This is a genomic window from Shinella sp. SUS2, from assembly GCF_001262505.1.
In the GTDB taxonomy this organism is placed as follows: domain Bacteria; phylum Pseudomonadota; class Alphaproteobacteria; order Rhizobiales; family Rhizobiaceae; genus Shinella.
Map to the genome: position 1 here is coordinate 157,814 of NZ_KQ410726.1, position 13,509 is coordinate 171,322.

General features: G+C 64.7%; 14 protein-coding genes. 3 read left to right on the plus strand and 11 right to left on the minus strand.

Annotated features, from left to right (window positions below; genetic code table 11):
• Window positions 1-4: 4 nt before the first annotated feature.
• From AKG11_RS07680 to thrC, 8 genes are all read right to left on the minus strand, one after another.
• Window positions 5-2,848, minus strand: a complete 2,844-nt coding sequence (locus AKG11_RS07680) for an EAL domain-containing protein (RefSeq protein WP_371260047.1) — start codon at window positions 2,846-2,848, stop codon at window positions 5-7.
• A 122-nt stretch (window positions 2,849-2,970) separates the two neighbouring features.
• Window positions 2,971-3,564, minus strand: a complete 594-nt coding sequence (locus tag AKG11_RS07685; protein ID WP_023512597.1) for a GNAT family N-acetyltransferase — start codon at window positions 3,562-3,564, stop codon at window positions 2,971-2,973.
• A 263-nt stretch (window positions 3,565-3,827) separates the two neighbouring features.
• Window positions 3,828-3,977: a DUF1127 domain-containing protein gene (locus tag AKG11_RS33650; RefSeq protein ID WP_023512596.1), complete on the minus strand. Its 150-nt coding sequence runs from the start codon at window positions 3,975-3,977 to the stop codon at window positions 3,828-3,830.
• A gap of 108 nt (window positions 3,978-4,085) precedes the next feature.
• A complete protein-coding gene (locus AKG11_RS07690) occupies window positions 4,086-4,439 on the minus strand; it encodes a cupin domain-containing protein (RefSeq protein WP_050743469.1) in 354 nt (117 codons plus the stop codon).
• Window positions 4,440-4,460: 21 nt separating this feature from the next.
• The gene (locus AKG11_RS07695) at window positions 4,461-4,757 is read right to left on the minus strand and encodes a putative quinol monooxygenase (RefSeq protein WP_050743470.1); all 297 of its coding nucleotides are present in this window, start codon (window positions 4,755-4,757) and stop codon (window positions 4,461-4,463) included.
• A gap of 32 nt (window positions 4,758-4,789) precedes the next feature.
• On the minus strand, window positions 4,790-5,428 hold the full coding sequence (locus tag AKG11_RS07700; RefSeq protein WP_050743471.1) for a glutathione S-transferase family protein: 639 nt from the start codon (window positions 5,426-5,428) through the stop codon (window positions 4,790-4,792).
• A gap of 99 nt (window positions 5,429-5,527) precedes the next feature.
• Entirely contained in the window at window positions 5,528-6,823 is a 1,296-nt protein-coding gene (locus AKG11_RS07705) for a M16 family metallopeptidase (protein WP_023512592.1), read from the minus strand.
• A gap of 20 nt (window positions 6,824-6,843) precedes the next feature.
• Window positions 6,844-8,247 (minus strand): threonine synthase, encoded by a 1,404-nt coding sequence (gene thrC / locus AKG11_RS07710; RefSeq protein WP_197283964.1) that lies wholly within the window; start codon window positions 8,245-8,247, stop codon window positions 6,844-6,846.
• A 327-nt stretch (window positions 8,248-8,574) separates the two neighbouring features.
• Here thrC and AKG11_RS07715 point away from each other — a divergent pair, with 327 nt between their 5' ends.
• Window positions 8,575-9,132, plus strand: a complete 558-nt coding sequence (locus tag AKG11_RS07715; protein WP_371260045.1) for a hypothetical protein — start codon at window positions 8,575-8,577, stop codon at window positions 9,130-9,132.
• Between the two features lie 76 nt (window positions 9,133-9,208).
• Here the strand turns inward: AKG11_RS07715 and AKG11_RS07720 are convergent, their stop codons facing one another.
• Both AKG11_RS07720 and AKG11_RS07725 read right to left on the minus strand, forming a co-directional pair.
• Complete coding sequence (locus AKG11_RS07720) at window positions 9,209-9,898, minus strand: HAD family hydrolase (protein WP_023512589.1); 690 nt, start codon at window positions 9,896-9,898, stop codon at window positions 9,209-9,211.
• Between the two features lie 167 nt (window positions 9,899-10,065).
• Window positions 10,066-10,746 (minus strand): ArsR/SmtB family transcription factor, encoded by a 681-nt coding sequence (locus tag AKG11_RS07725; protein WP_050743588.1) that lies wholly within the window; start codon window positions 10,744-10,746, stop codon window positions 10,066-10,068.
• 125 nt (window positions 10,747-10,871) lie between these two features.
• On the opposite strand from AKG11_RS07725, the gene AKG11_RS07730 reads away from it, so the two are divergent.
• Entirely contained in the window at window positions 10,872-11,201 is a 330-nt protein-coding gene (locus AKG11_RS07730; protein WP_023512587.1) for an NIPSNAP family protein, read from the plus strand.
• The gene (locus tag AKG11_RS07735; RefSeq protein ID WP_050743472.1) at window positions 11,198-11,545 is read left to right on the plus strand and encodes an antibiotic biosynthesis monooxygenase family protein; all 348 of its coding nucleotides are present in this window, start codon (window positions 11,198-11,200) and stop codon (window positions 11,543-11,545) included. The genes AKG11_RS07730 and AKG11_RS07735 overlap by 4 nt, the downstream gene beginning before the upstream one ends.
• Window positions 11,546-11,634: 89 nt before the next feature.
• Here AKG11_RS07735 and AKG11_RS07740 read toward each other — a convergent pair whose 3' ends face one another.
• A complete protein-coding gene (locus tag AKG11_RS07740; RefSeq protein WP_245290168.1) occupies window positions 11,635-13,305 on the minus strand; it encodes a vWA domain-containing protein in 1,671 nt (556 codons plus the stop codon).
• Window positions 13,306-13,509: the final 204 nt, after the last annotated feature.

The window sequence follows — 13,509 nt, forward strand, 5'->3', positions numbered from 1 at the left end:
GCGTCTATGCCCGCTTCATCAGCGGAAAGCGCTCCTTCAGCAGCCGCAGCACGGAATCGTAGCCGATCGGCGGGCCGAAGAGGTAGCTCTGGCCGAATTCGCAGCCCATATTGCCGAGCTCGATCGCGTCCTCTTCGGACTCGATGCCTTCGGCGACGACCTGCATTTCCAGTTCCCGCGCCATGGAGATGACGGAGCGGAGCAGCACGGTGCGCTTGTCGGAACCGTCGCGCACCAGCGCCTTGTCGATCTTGATCGTGTCGAAGGGGAAGCGGGTGAGATAGGAGAGCGAGGAATGGCCCGTGCCGAAATCGTCGAGCGCGAGGCCGAGGCCGACGTCCTTCAGCTTGGTGAGGATCAGGCGGGCCTGCTCGGGATTCTCCATCACCACGGATTCGGTGAGTTCCAGCTTGAGCTTTTCCGGCGCACAGCGCGTCTTGGCGAGCGCGGCGCGCACGTCGTTGTAGAGCTCGTTGTTGAGGAGCTGGGCGCTGGAGAGGTTGACCGAGACGAAGACGGGCAGGTCGCCGGTCTGGAGCTGCCAGTCCATCAGGTCGCTCGCCGCCTTGTCGAAGGCGAAGAGGCCGAGCTGGTTGATAAGGTCGGAGCTTTCCGCGATCGGGATGAATTCCGTCGGCGAGATGTTGCCGCGTTTGGGATGGTCCCAGCGCATCAGCGCTTCGAAGCCGGCGATCTCGGCATCGGAAAGGCGGACGATCGGCTGATAGACGAGCGAGAGTTCCTTGCGCTCGATGGCGCGGCGCAGGTCCGTCTCGATCTGCAGGCGATCCGCGCCGAAGGTGCGGAAGGCGGGACGGAAGGGTTCGACGCGGTTGCCGCCGCCCTTCTTGGCCCGGTACATGGCCAGTTCCGCATCGTTGAGCAGGCCCGGCGCGTCCTCCTGCTGGTCGACCCAGGAGACGAGGCCGATCGAGGCGGTCAGGATGATCTCGCGACCGCCGAAATTGATCGGCACCATGATCGCCTTGCTGACCGCATCGGCGAAATCCGCGACCTTGGCAGGGTCGCGCTCCGACATCAGGATAAGGCCGAACTGGTCGCCGGCAAGCCGTGCCAGCGTGTCCTGCGGCTTCAGGAGGCGGCGCAGACGCCGGGTGAGGGCGATGAGGATGTTGTCGCCGGCGGCAATGCCGAGCGCGTCGTTGACCTGCTTGTAGCGGTCGATGTCGATGGTCAGCACCGTCGGGCGCACAGTGTCCGAGCTTGCGGTGAGTGACAGGATCGATTGCAGCCGGTCGAGGAAGACCTGGCGGTTCGGCAGGCCCGTCAGGTTGTCGTGCAGGGCGTCCTGCAGCAGGCGATCGACGGAGTTCTTCTGTTCGGTGATGTCGATGATCGTGCCGACGCAGCGGATGATCTCGCCGTTCGCGCCGAGCACCGGCCGGGCGCGGATGGCGAGCCAATGATAGTGGCCGTCCTCGGCGCGCACGCGGAACTGATGGTTGAGTCGGCCCTTGCGGTGCTCCAGGAGCACGTCCAGCGTCGCGCGAAAACGGTCGCGGTCGTCCGGATGCAGACGCGGCAGCCAGTTGCGCGCCGGGCCGTGCATGACGCCAGGGGCAAGGCCGAGCTGGATGGAGATGTCGGGGATGGTGACGACGCGGTCGCGTGCCACGTCCCAGTCCCAGACCGTGTCGCCGGAGCCCGTCAGCGCCAGCGATTGGCGCTCGAGATCGGAGAACAGCCCCTGGCTGTAGGCGCCGCCGGCAAAGGCGTGCTGCATCACCGTGAAGCCGATGAGCAGCACGATCAGCACGAGGCCGCCGCCGAGCGCCGGCTGGATGATGTCGTTGTTGAGCTGTCCCGTCACCGTCAGCCAGGCGCCGAACAGCCAGACGAGGATGAGGGCCCAGGCGGGCACGAGCAGGATGGCGCGGTCGTAGCGGTTGAAGCCGAGATAGGCGATCAGCACGATGCCGACCGTGCCGGTCAGGGCGAAGGAGAGACGGGCGATGCCGGAAGCGATCGGCGGATCGTAGATCGCGACGCCGAAGAGCAGGCCGAGGCCAAGAATCCAGGCGAGCGTCGCATAGGAAAGATGCGCATGCCAGCGGTTGAGGTTCAGGTATGTGAAGAGGAAGACGACGAGGCCTGCGGCGAGGAACACCTCCGTGCCGGCGCGCCAGATGCGCTCGTCCCCCGCGGTGATGCTGATGAGCTTGGACAGGAAGCCGAAGTCGACGCAGATATAGCCGAGCACGGCCCAGGCGAGCGCGGCCGTCGCCGGCAGCATGGAGGTGCCCTTCACCACGAAGAGGATGGTGAGGAAGACGGCGAGCAGGCCCGCAATGCCGAGCACGATGCCGCGATAGAGCGTGAAGGCGTTGACCGTGTCCTTGTAGGAATCCGGCGCCCAGAGATAGATCTGCGGCAGATCGGGCGTCGCCAGCTCCGCGACGAAGGTGACGACCGTGCCGGGGTTGAGCGTGATGCGGAAGACGTCCGCCTCGTCGCTCGGCTGGCGGTCGAGCGCGAAGCCTTCGCTCGGGGTGATCGAGATGATGCGCTTTGCCCCAAGGTCCGGCCAGAAGAGTTTCGACTGCACGAGGCGGAAATGCGGGGCGACGATCAGGCGGTCGATTTGCTCTTCAGAGACGTTGGCGAGCGCGAAGACGGCCCAGTCGCCCTGATGGTCCTGCGAGGTGGCGCGCACCTCGATGCGGCGCACGATGCCGTCCGTTCCGGGTGCCGTGGAGACCTGGAAGGCCTCGCCCCGGCCGGTATAGATTTCCGTGGTGGCGGTGAGGTCGAGCGCGGTGTCGTCACGGGAGATCTTGACGGGTTCGACGGCAAAGGCGCGTCCCGTCATCATGCCGGAAAGGAGCATCGTGGCCAGAAGGATGAGAGCGAGCAACCGGCTGGCATGCAGCGTTTGCGGCACGGATAGAGGCTTCATTGAAACTGCATGGTCCTTAGGTCTGCCCAGTCCTGTCGCGCCCCGGGTGCCGCCTACGGCCGCCTGTCGGCCGCCAGAAGCGAAAACATCACGTGGTCGCGCCACTCCCCGTTTATCTTCAGATACTCCCGAAGGTAGCCTTCCTGCCGAAAGCCGGCCTTTTCAAGGAGACGGATGCTTCTCTGATTGTCTGGAATACAGGCTGCCTCGATACGGTGCAACTGAAGGCTCGAAAAGATATACGGTATGACCAGTTTCAGGGCACCATGCATATGGCCCTGGCCGGCATGCCGCTCGCCCATCCAGTAGCCGATCATGCAGCATTGTGCCGCGCCGCGCCTGATATAGCCGATGGTCAGCCCGCCGAGCAGCGCCTTTTCCTCGCGCGCGAACACGAAGAGCGGCACGGCCTGGCCGGAGGAAAATTCCTGTTCATTTCTGAGAACACGGGCGCGAAACGCGCTCTCCGTCAACTCGTCGTTGCGCCAGGTCGGTTCCCACGGCTCAAGGAAGCGGCGGCTTTCCGAACGCAGCTGATACCATTGCCGGTAGTCCTGGAAGCGGGGCAGGCGCAGGAGGTGCCGATCGTCGGCAAGTTCCACGGTGTCGGACTGCCGGGACAGAAACCGAAAAACCGACCGTGCCATTCGCCCTCCGCGCGCGCCGATGCGTGGCGTGCCTTGTCGGACAAGATTATGCCGAGAGGCTCACCGGCGTCAAATGGTCCGGGGGGACTGGGGCCTCGGCGTGGCGGGAAAAGTCCCGAAAAAACAAAACCCGCCTTGCGGCGGGTTGCGTCTTCAAAGCCATCGGCGCTCCACCTTCCGGTGAGGGCGGGACGACCGGTTCGAGCGCTTCATCAAGCGCGCCCCGTCATCAGGCCTGGCGCCCGGCTTTCCTGCCGGATGGCTCAGCCGAAAACAACGAGGCCCTTGACGGCGGACTGGATGTTCGAGCGCGAGATGCCGAGGTCCTGGAGCGCGCGGTCGTCGAGGGCGTTGAGTTCACGGACGGCACGGCGGTCGGCGGCGTTCTTCTTGAGCTTTGCGAAGATGTTCATTGGTCAACTCCTTTGTGTTGCCAATGATATAAACAATCGCGTGCCCGGAAAAAATGCATATGCTTGCAGCGTAGGCATGCGTTTTTTGCATGGCGTCGTGAATGCCTGCTATTCGAGGTCCTCCTGGGCGAACACCGCCGTCACATGCAGGTCCGTCGTCTCCAGCCGGCCGGGGCCGAGATTGACGAACTTGTGCGGCACATTGGCCGGCCCGAAGACGATCTGCCCGGCGCTTGCCTCAAGCTGCCGGTCGCCCACCGTGAAGAGCGCACGGCCCTGGCGCACGATGAAGATCTCGTCATAGGGATGCCGGTGGAGCGGCGGGCCGCGCCCGATCTCGTCCGTGGTGTAGAACACGACGGAGACGTCGGTGCCGAAGGCCTGGCCTTCGAACTCGCCCTGCCAGACGTCGGGCTTTTCAGCCCATTGGGCGCGTTCGAGCATCGCGGCGATTTTCTGCATGGTTTTCCCGTCTTTCCGATTTCAGCCGGTTGGATCGAAGCCGTCCATCAAGATATAGGTACCCTTTTCCCGCTGGTGGGCGTCGATCTGCGGGACGAGACGGCGGAAGTGTTCGGTGGCGCAGTGCACATCCAGCGCCGCGCGGTCCGGCCAGGTTTCGATGAAGACGAAGTGGCCGGGATCCTTCTGGTCCGTGAAGAGATCGTAGCTGATGCACAGCGGCTCCCGGCGGGTGAGCTCGACGAGCTCCCGGTAGAGCGGCCGGACGATATCGACAGCCTCGGGGTGAATGAAATCCTGTGCGATGACCTTGAGCATGCTGATCCCTGTATCCTGACGTGCCCCGCCACTCAGTCCGCCGCCGCGAAATGCGCCATCTGGTCGGCATGGGCCTTGGCAAAGGCAGGACGGGCGGTGGCGTGGGTCATGTAGGTATGGCAGGCCGGATACTCCACCAGCCCGCCGAAGCGTTCGACGAGGCGAAGCACGTCCGCCATCACGATGTCGGCGATGGAGAAGCGGCCGGCCAGCCACTCACGTTCCGAAAGGACCGCTTCCATGCGCTGCAGCCGCAGCGTGAGAAAGCTGTCGAGCGGCTTGCGCGAGGGTGAACCTGTGGGAACGCTCGCGAACATCAGCAAGGCCCAGGGCAGGCTCGCCATCTCGACGGAATTGAGTGCCGCGAAAAGCCACTTGATGGCGTCGCTCCGGCCGCGCGGATCGGTGGGCATCAGGGCCGCGCTGCGTTCGCCGAGATGGAGCAGGATCGCACCGGTCTCGAAGATCGAGATGTCGCCATCCACGAGCCAGGGCACCTGGCCGAAGGGCTGGTGTGCGAGGTGCCCGGCCTTGCGGTCGCCAAAGGGCACGCTCTCGACACGGTAGGGCAATCCGACCTCCTCCAGTGCCCAGCGCACGCGCAGGTCGCGCACGAAGCCGCGCGGCATTTCGGGCACCCAGTCGAAGGTCGTGAGAACGAGGTCGTCCATGGTCCATCTCCTTTCCGTTTCAGGACAAGGACGGACACGCGATCTCCGTTCCGACACCGCTGCCGGAAGTTTTCCCGGCAGTTGTGGGAGATGGTCTCCTCAGCTCGCCGCGCGGTCTGGAAGGGCCTGGCGCGACAGCGAACGCGTGATGTCGCCGGTCGAGACGAGATGCTCCAGCGGGCCGATGGCCGAGATGGTCGGCACGGTATCGAAGAACAGGCGGCCGGCAAGGTCCGTCAGGCGCTCGATGGTGATGCCGGCAAGGCGCTCCATCAGCTCCTCGTTGGGGATCGGGCGGCCGTAGAGCATCATCTGGCGGGCGATCTGGCCGGCGCGGGCTGCAGGGCTTTCCTGACCCATCAGAAGCTGGGCGCGGATCTGTGCGCGGGCACGCTCGATCTCCTGCTGGTGGATCGTCTCGGAGGACTTCTTCAGCTCATCAAAGATGACGGGCATCAGTTCCGGCAGGTTCTCGCCGCCGGTCGCGGCATGGATGCCGAAGATGCCGGTGTCCGAAAAGCCCCAGTGGAAGGCGTAGATCGAGTAACACAGGCCCCGGTGCTCGCGCACCTCCTGGAAGAGGCGCGAGGACATGCCCCCGCCGAGGATGTTGGCGAGGATCTGCGAACAGTAGAAGTCGCGGGCATGGTAGGCCTTGCCCTCGAAGCCGAGCAGCACCTGCGCATCCATCAGGTCGCGCGTCTCGCGGATGTCGCCGCCGGTATAGCGGGCCGGTTCGAAGACAGGCGAGATTTTCGGTGCGGTCGGAAGCGAGGAAAAGCGGTCCTCGACCTGGCGCACGAAGTCTTCGTGGTTAACGGCGCCGGCCGCCACGACGAACATGCGGTCCGTCGTATAGTTGCGGTCGAGATAGGAGCGGATCTCGCCGGGCGAGAAGGACAGCACCGAGTCCGGCGTGCCCAGAATGGCGCGTCCGATGATCTGGTCGCGATAGGCGACCTCGGAGAACTTGTCGAAGACCACGTCGTCGGGCGTGTCGTTCGCCGCGCCGATTTCCTGCAGGATGACGTGTTTCTCGCGGCGGAGCTCTTCCTCGTCGAAGACGGATTCCGTCAGGATGTCGGCAAGGATGTCGACCGCGAGCGGGACGTGGTCCTTCAGCACGCGGGCGTAGTAGGAGGTGGTTTCCGTCGAGGTGGCAGCGTTGACCTCGCCGCCGACATTCTCGATTTCCTCGGCGATCTGGCGGGCGGAGCGACGCTCCGTCCCCTTGAAGGCCATGTGTTCCAGAAGATGGGCGATGCCGTGCTCGTCCGTGGTTTCGTTGCGTGACCCCGACTTGATCCACACGCCGAGAGCGACACTCTCGAGATGCGGCATGTTTTCGGTCACCACGGTCAACCCGGATTGAAGCCGGGTGCACTCAACTTTCATCCTGCGCACTTTCTGCGTTTCTAGCCTCGAACCCGCGTGTGTTTCCCGATGAAGTCTTCCACCGCATCGAGCTCCGCATCGAGGACGTCGAACCGCTCCTCCCTTTGCATGAGGTCAGCAAGCCACGTCGGAAGCGCCGGGTCAATACCGCTGGCCGATTTTACTGCGGCGGGGAATTTCGCGGGATGGGCGGTGGCGAGCGTCACCATGGGCGCGCCGGGCTTCTCGTGCTTGGCGGCGACGAAGACGCCGATCGCCGAATGCGGATCGAGCAGATAGCCGGTCTCGGCAAGCGTATCCTTGATCGTCGCAGCCACCTGCTTTTCGGACGCGCGGCCGGCGCGGAAATCCTTGCGGATCGCCTTCAGCGCCTTTTCTCCGATGTCGAAGGCGCTGGATTGCTTGAGGCTTTCCATGGCGCGGCGCACCGCGCCGGCATCCCGGCCATGGGTCTCGAACAAGAGGCGCTCGAAGTTGGACGAGATCTGGATGTCCATCGATGGCGAGGTGGTGGCCTTCACCTCCTTCATCTCGTAGCGCCCGGTCTTCAGCGTGCGCGCGAGGATGTCGTTCTCGTTGGTGGCGATGATCAGCTTGTCGATCGGCAGGCCCATGCGCTTGGCGGCATAGCCGGCAAAGATGTCGCCGAAATTGCCTGTCGGTACGGTGTAGGAGATCTTCCGGTCCGGGCCGCCCAGCGCCACGGCGCTGGTGAAGTAGTAGACGATCTGGGCCATGATGCGCGCCCAGTTGATCGAGTTGACACCCGAGAGCTGTACCCGGTCGCGGAATTTCACGTCGTTGAACATCGCCTTGACGAGGTTCTGGCAGTCGTCGAAATTGCCCTTGATGGCAAGCGCGTGGACGTTCTTTTCCTTGGAGGTCGTCATCTGGCGCTGCTGCACCGGCGAGACCTTGCCCTCGGGGAAGAGGATGAAGATGTCGGTGCGCTCGCGGCCGGCAAAGGCGTCGATCGCCGCCCCGCCGGTATCGCCCGAGGTGGCGCCGACGATGGTGGCGCGCGCGCCGCGGGTCGCCAGCGCGTGGTCCATCAGCCGGGCGAGCAGCTGCATCGCCACGTCCTTGAAGGCGAGCGTCGTGCCGTGGAAGAGCTCCATGACGAAGGAGTTCGGCCCCGTCTGCACCAGCGGCGCGATCGCCGGATGGCGGAAGGTCGCATAGGCCTCGTCGATCATCGTGCGGAACGTGTCTGCGGGGATGTCGCCCTTGACGAAGGGCGAGAGCACCGTGAAGGCGATCTCCTGGTAGGACTTGCCGCGCAGCGCCCGGATCTCCTTCTTGGAGAAGCTCGGCCATTCACGCGGCACATAGAGGCCACCGTCGCGGGCTAGACCCGCCAGAAGCGCATCGGAGAAGCCGAGGGAAGGGGCCTCGCCCCGCGTCGAAACATAGTCCACGTTCATACGTCCTTGGGAAGGTTGATGATTTCGAGCGACGAAAATCGCAGGAACCGACTGTCGCTTCGTACCAATGCTCTGTCGCCCAGTCTAGCGAAAGGCCACGCAAGACCGCGGGTCACTTTGCGGCAGATCGTGGCAATGCCGTTGCATTCTGCCCGCTCCGGCGTGAAACGGGCCGTGTCGAAATTCTGCGGGCGGTTTCAATCGACAATCGATTTTTCGCCACGTCGCTGCTATAGACCATCGCCTAGGGTCGTGAAAAGGCCCGTAAAAGAGTTCCGAAAGGCTTGCACGCCGGGGGCGGGGCCTGATCGCAGGGGTTACAGTATCGTGTTTGGAATGAATATCCGCCGCTTTCTCGGCATATCCCTTCTCGCCGTCGTCGCCGGTTGCAATCAGACCGACAAGCCCGCCGATCTCGGCGTGACGAGCGATCCGTCTGGCGTACAGACGGCCACCCAGCAGCAGACGGGCACCGCCGTCGTGCAGGGCTCGTGCCCGCAGGTCTATCTGCGCGACGGCACGGCTGTGATGCGCCGCTACGCCAAGGGCGCCAAGGACGATCCGCAGAAGCTGCTCTACCAGGTGACGCTCGCCGACTCGACCCGCCAGTGCGTGCTGAACCAGAACCAGCTCGTCATGACCGTGATGGTGCAGGGGCGCGTCGTGTCCGGCCCTGCCGGCAGCGGGGGAACGGTCAACGTGCCGATCCGCGTCGCCGCCACGGACGGCAAGACGACGCTCTATTCCGAACTCGTCCAGTATGCCGTGAACACGGACGCCGGCCAGTTCATCTTCACCAAGGGTGATGTGGCGCTGCCCGGTGGTTCCGGCGGCTTCACCAAGGTCTATGTCGGCTTCGACGAAGGCCCGTACAACACGAAATGACGGCTCCGGCCGGAGGGAATGAAAAAGGCCGCGGGAGCATGCTTCCGCGGCCTTTTTGTTCCTGGATGCAATCGGCTCAGATCGCTTCCTGCCATTCGGCAAGCGCCGCGATGACGTCCGGCAGTTCGCTCATGCGCGAGATCACGGTCTCGGCGCCGGCTTCGGTGAGGCGATCGGCGTGCGAGGGGTAGGTGTGCGAGGCGCCGGTGAAGCCGACGACGCGCATGCCGGCGGCGCGCGCACCGGCGATGCCATGCACGGAATCCTCGATGACCAGCGTGTTGGCCGGGTTCGCGCCGAACTGCTTGGCGCCGTGCAGGAAAATGTCCGGCTTCGGCTTGACGCGGTCGGCGCCGAGGTCCTTGGCCGAATAGACATAGGGGCCGAAGACCTCCCGCAGACCGACCTTCGAGAGCATCATGTCGAGGCGGGGTGCAGAGGAGTTCGAGCAGATGCAATAGGGCTTGCGGATGCGGGAGAGCATCAGCTTGACGCCGTCGATGACCTTCACCTCCTGGGCGAGGCGCGCATCGAGCAGCTTTTCCGACTTGTCGAGCAGCGAGGCGGAGAGCGGGATGTCGGCCTCGCGCTCGACGGCAAGCAGGATGTTCTGCCAGGTCATGCCGGCAAAGCGCTCGCCCATCTCCTCGACGCTGATCGGATAGCCCGCATCGGTCAGAAGCGCCGATTCAACCTCGGCAGCGATGATTTCCGAATCGACCAGAACGCCGTCGCAGTCGAAGATGATGAGATCGAAACCGTCCATGACAAACCGTCTTTCAATGGCGCAATTGCCCGCAAGGGGCGGGACGCGGATGGGCGTCGGGAATTGCGGTAGAACGATGGGGCGGGATCGCCCGTGAAGCCGCGGTCTCCCTACACGAAAGGGCGCGCGGCGACAATTGCCGATTCCGGAGACGAGCTATGCGGCGGCTAGTCCGGGAACAGTGCCAGGAAGCGTCGCTCGCCGTCCGGCGTGAAACGGATGGCGCGGCTGTCCTTTTCGCGCTTCGCCCAGCCGTCGGCGATGAAGCGGGCGAGCAGCGCCTCGCCGAGCGAGCCGGCAAGGTGCGAGCGCCGCTCGCTCCAGTCGAGGCAGGTGCGGCAGACGGGGCGGCGCTGGGTCCTCAGCGCGGCGACGTCGATGCCCATGGCGGTGATGCGTGCCTCGCCGGTGGGCGTCAGCGCCGCGTCCTCGCCGTCAAGCGCCACATCCCCGTCGGCCACCAGCCGGTCGAGCATGCGCACGCCGAAATCACCGGCAAGGTGGTTGTAGCAGACGCGCGCCTTGCGCAGTGCCGGGTCCTTCGGGCCGGGCCGGGTGCGCATCAGCCCGCGGTTCGCCGCAAAACCCATGATGTTTTCGAGCAGCAGCCCCACCTCGTCGTCGCCGAGCGCGAAATAGCGGTGCCGGCCCTGCTTGCGCTGGGCGACCAGCCCGCCGCCCTCCAGCTTCGAAAGATGGGCGCTGGCGGTCTGCAGCGTGACGCCGGCCGCGCCTGCAAGCTCGGTCGCCGTCAGCGCCTGCCCGCCCATCAGCGCGGTCAGCATGTTGGCGCGCGCGGGATCGCCGATCAGCGCGCCGATCTGGGAAATGTCGGGGCCTTCTTTCATACTTCGATGATAGACGAAGCATTCGCGTTCGGCAATGTGGGAAAAGGGCAGCGTAAACACAGGCAATTCCAGCAGGCGCGTGAGCGCTCTTGCATCCGGGACGAGGCCAGAACGAGGAGACGACCATGATCACCTGTTTCATCCGCTACCAGATCGATCCGTTCCGCAAGGACGCCTTCGCCGCCTATGCCCGCAACTGGGGCGAGGCGATCCCGCGGTGCGGCGCCGATCTCATCGGCTATTTCGCCCCGCACGAGGGCTCCGCCACCACCGCCTACGGTGTCTACAACATTGAAAGCCTAGCCGCCTACGAGGCCTATCGCGCCCGGCTTGCCGCCGACCCGCTCGGCCGCGAGAACTACGATTTCGCCCGCAGCGAGCGTTTCATCCTGAAGGAGGACCGGATCTTCCTGAAGAACGTCTCGCTGCCGCATGCGCCGCGGGTGACGCCATGATCGCCGTCATCTTCGAGGTGGTGCCGGCGCCCGGCCGCATCGACCTCTATCTCGATACCGCGCGGGACCTCCGCCCGTTGCTGGAAAGCAGCGAAGGTTTCATCTCGATCGAGCGCTTCCGCAGCCTCACCGACCCGACGCGCCTCCTGTCGCTCTCTTTCTGGCGCGACGAGGCGGCGGTGAAGGCCTGGCGCAACAGCGAGCAGCACCGTGCCGCCCAATCCCTCGGCCGCAACGGCACCTTCGACAATTATCGGCTGCGCATCGCCAGCGTCGTCAGGGACTACGGCCTCAACGACCGCAACGAGGCCCCGGACGACAACCGGGCCTTTCACGCGGCGTAGCGCGGCTGGTACGATCACGGATGCGGCGCCCGTCTCGCCCGAAAAGGGGGAGGCGGGCGCCGCTGTTTTCCCGGCAGGTTGCTTTCCGCCTACTGTACCGCCACTTCCGAGCGCTCGCCGGCCTTGACGGTCGCCTTGGCCTGCTTCGGCGCGACGTCGCCCTCGTATTTTACGGCCACGATGTAGTCCCCCGGCGGCAGCGTGTCCTGCCATTCGGCGCCGTAGTTGTAGGACATGGATTTCTGGTTGCCCTGGATGTCCTTCGCGGCGCTGAGGATCTCGATGAAGCTCGCCCCGGGCGCGGTGATCGCCAGCACGCCGGCATTGATGTTGACGGTGACCTCCTTCATCTCCCCTGCCTTGATCGTGAAGGGGATCTCGCCCGTCGCCGAGCCGAGCTTTGCCGTCAGAACGTGCTCGCCCGGCGGGACGTCCAGCTTCGTGCCGGTGCCGTAATTGTAGGCGATGCTCTTGCGGGTGCCGTCGATGTTCTTGTTGGCCGCCACCACCTCGAAGAAGACGTTGCCGGAATCCACCGCCGTCCCGCCTTCCGCATAGATCGCCTTGTTGAGCACGACGCCTGAACCGATGACGAGGTCGCGCTCGATGGTCTCGCCCGCCTTGACGGAAACCGTCTCCTCGACGATGGACGGGCCGATCTTGCCGATCAGCTTCACGTCTCCGGCCGAGGCATAGAACTTGGCCGTGCCGTAATAGGTGGTGGAGTAGCCGCCGAAGGCAATCTCCACGGCCGCGTCCGCATCGTCCTCGGCAGCCTCGGGCGTACGCTTCGGGTGGATCGTCACGTGGCCGGCGTCGAAGTTGATGAAGGGCTTGGCGACCGCGCCGTCCTTCACCTCGAACGGTACCTCGCGCTTGACCGCGCTTTGCAGCGTTGCCACGGCGATATACTTGCCCGGCGGGTAGTTGCCGGAAAACTTGCCCTTGTACTGGCTCTCCAGGTAGTCGCCCGCCGGCTTGCCGTCCGCATCCGCCTTGTAGATTTCCCAGAACACATTGTCGTTGTCGCCGAGCGAGGGGCCGCCCTCGGAAAGGACACTGTCGAACTCCGTGTTGAACGCGACGGCGGGCTCCGGCTCGGGTTCGGCTTCCGCCACTTCCTCGGCCGGCTTCGACATCGGCGCTTCCGCCACCGTCGCCGTCAGCGCGGCAACGAGCTGGGCAGCGTCGGATGCCTGGAAGTATTTGCCGCCGGTGTTTTCGGCAAGGCAGGCGACCTGCTTGCCTTCTTCTTCCGTCAGGCCGAAGCCGACGACATGGGTGGTAAAGTCGACGCCCTTGCTTTCGAGCGCGGAGGCGAGCGCACAGGGATCCGCCTCACAGGTCTCCAGCCCGTCCGTCACCAGCACCACGGTCGCCTTGTCCTCGGTGTATTTGAGAATGTCGGCGGCCTGCTCGACGGATTGCGTCAGCGGCGTCTTGCCCTTGGGGTTGAGGCCCGAGACGAAGGATGTGATCGCCTCCCCGGTGCCCGCGCCCGGCGGCACGGCCAGCTCGATGTCGCTGCACGAGCCCTTTTCGCGGTGGCCATAGACCATCAGGCCGAGTTCGGTGCCCGCGGGCACCGATTTCAGCACCGTGCCCAGCGTCTCGCGGGCGATCTCGATCTTGCTGCGTCCGCCGATCTGGCCCCACATGGAGCCGGACGCGTCGAGCACGATCATCGTCTTGTCGGCGGCAATCGTCTCTGTGGCGGCAAGAAGCCCCGCCAGAAGCATGAAGGCGGCTTTCAAACGCACGTTTTTCCTCCCCGTTTTCCCTGGAAACGCCAGCCGTCCACGCCGGCAAGGCTCAGCGATGCTGTTTCATGACGGGCGAGGCGGGGAGTCTATTCGCGGTTCCTTGAATGAAGCGCGCAAATCCCGTTGCGAAACGTATTTGGCTTTTTCTCCAGGCCCTTCAGCCTTTGGTAACCATCTTCGGTAACCATAAGCCCCAGTTCA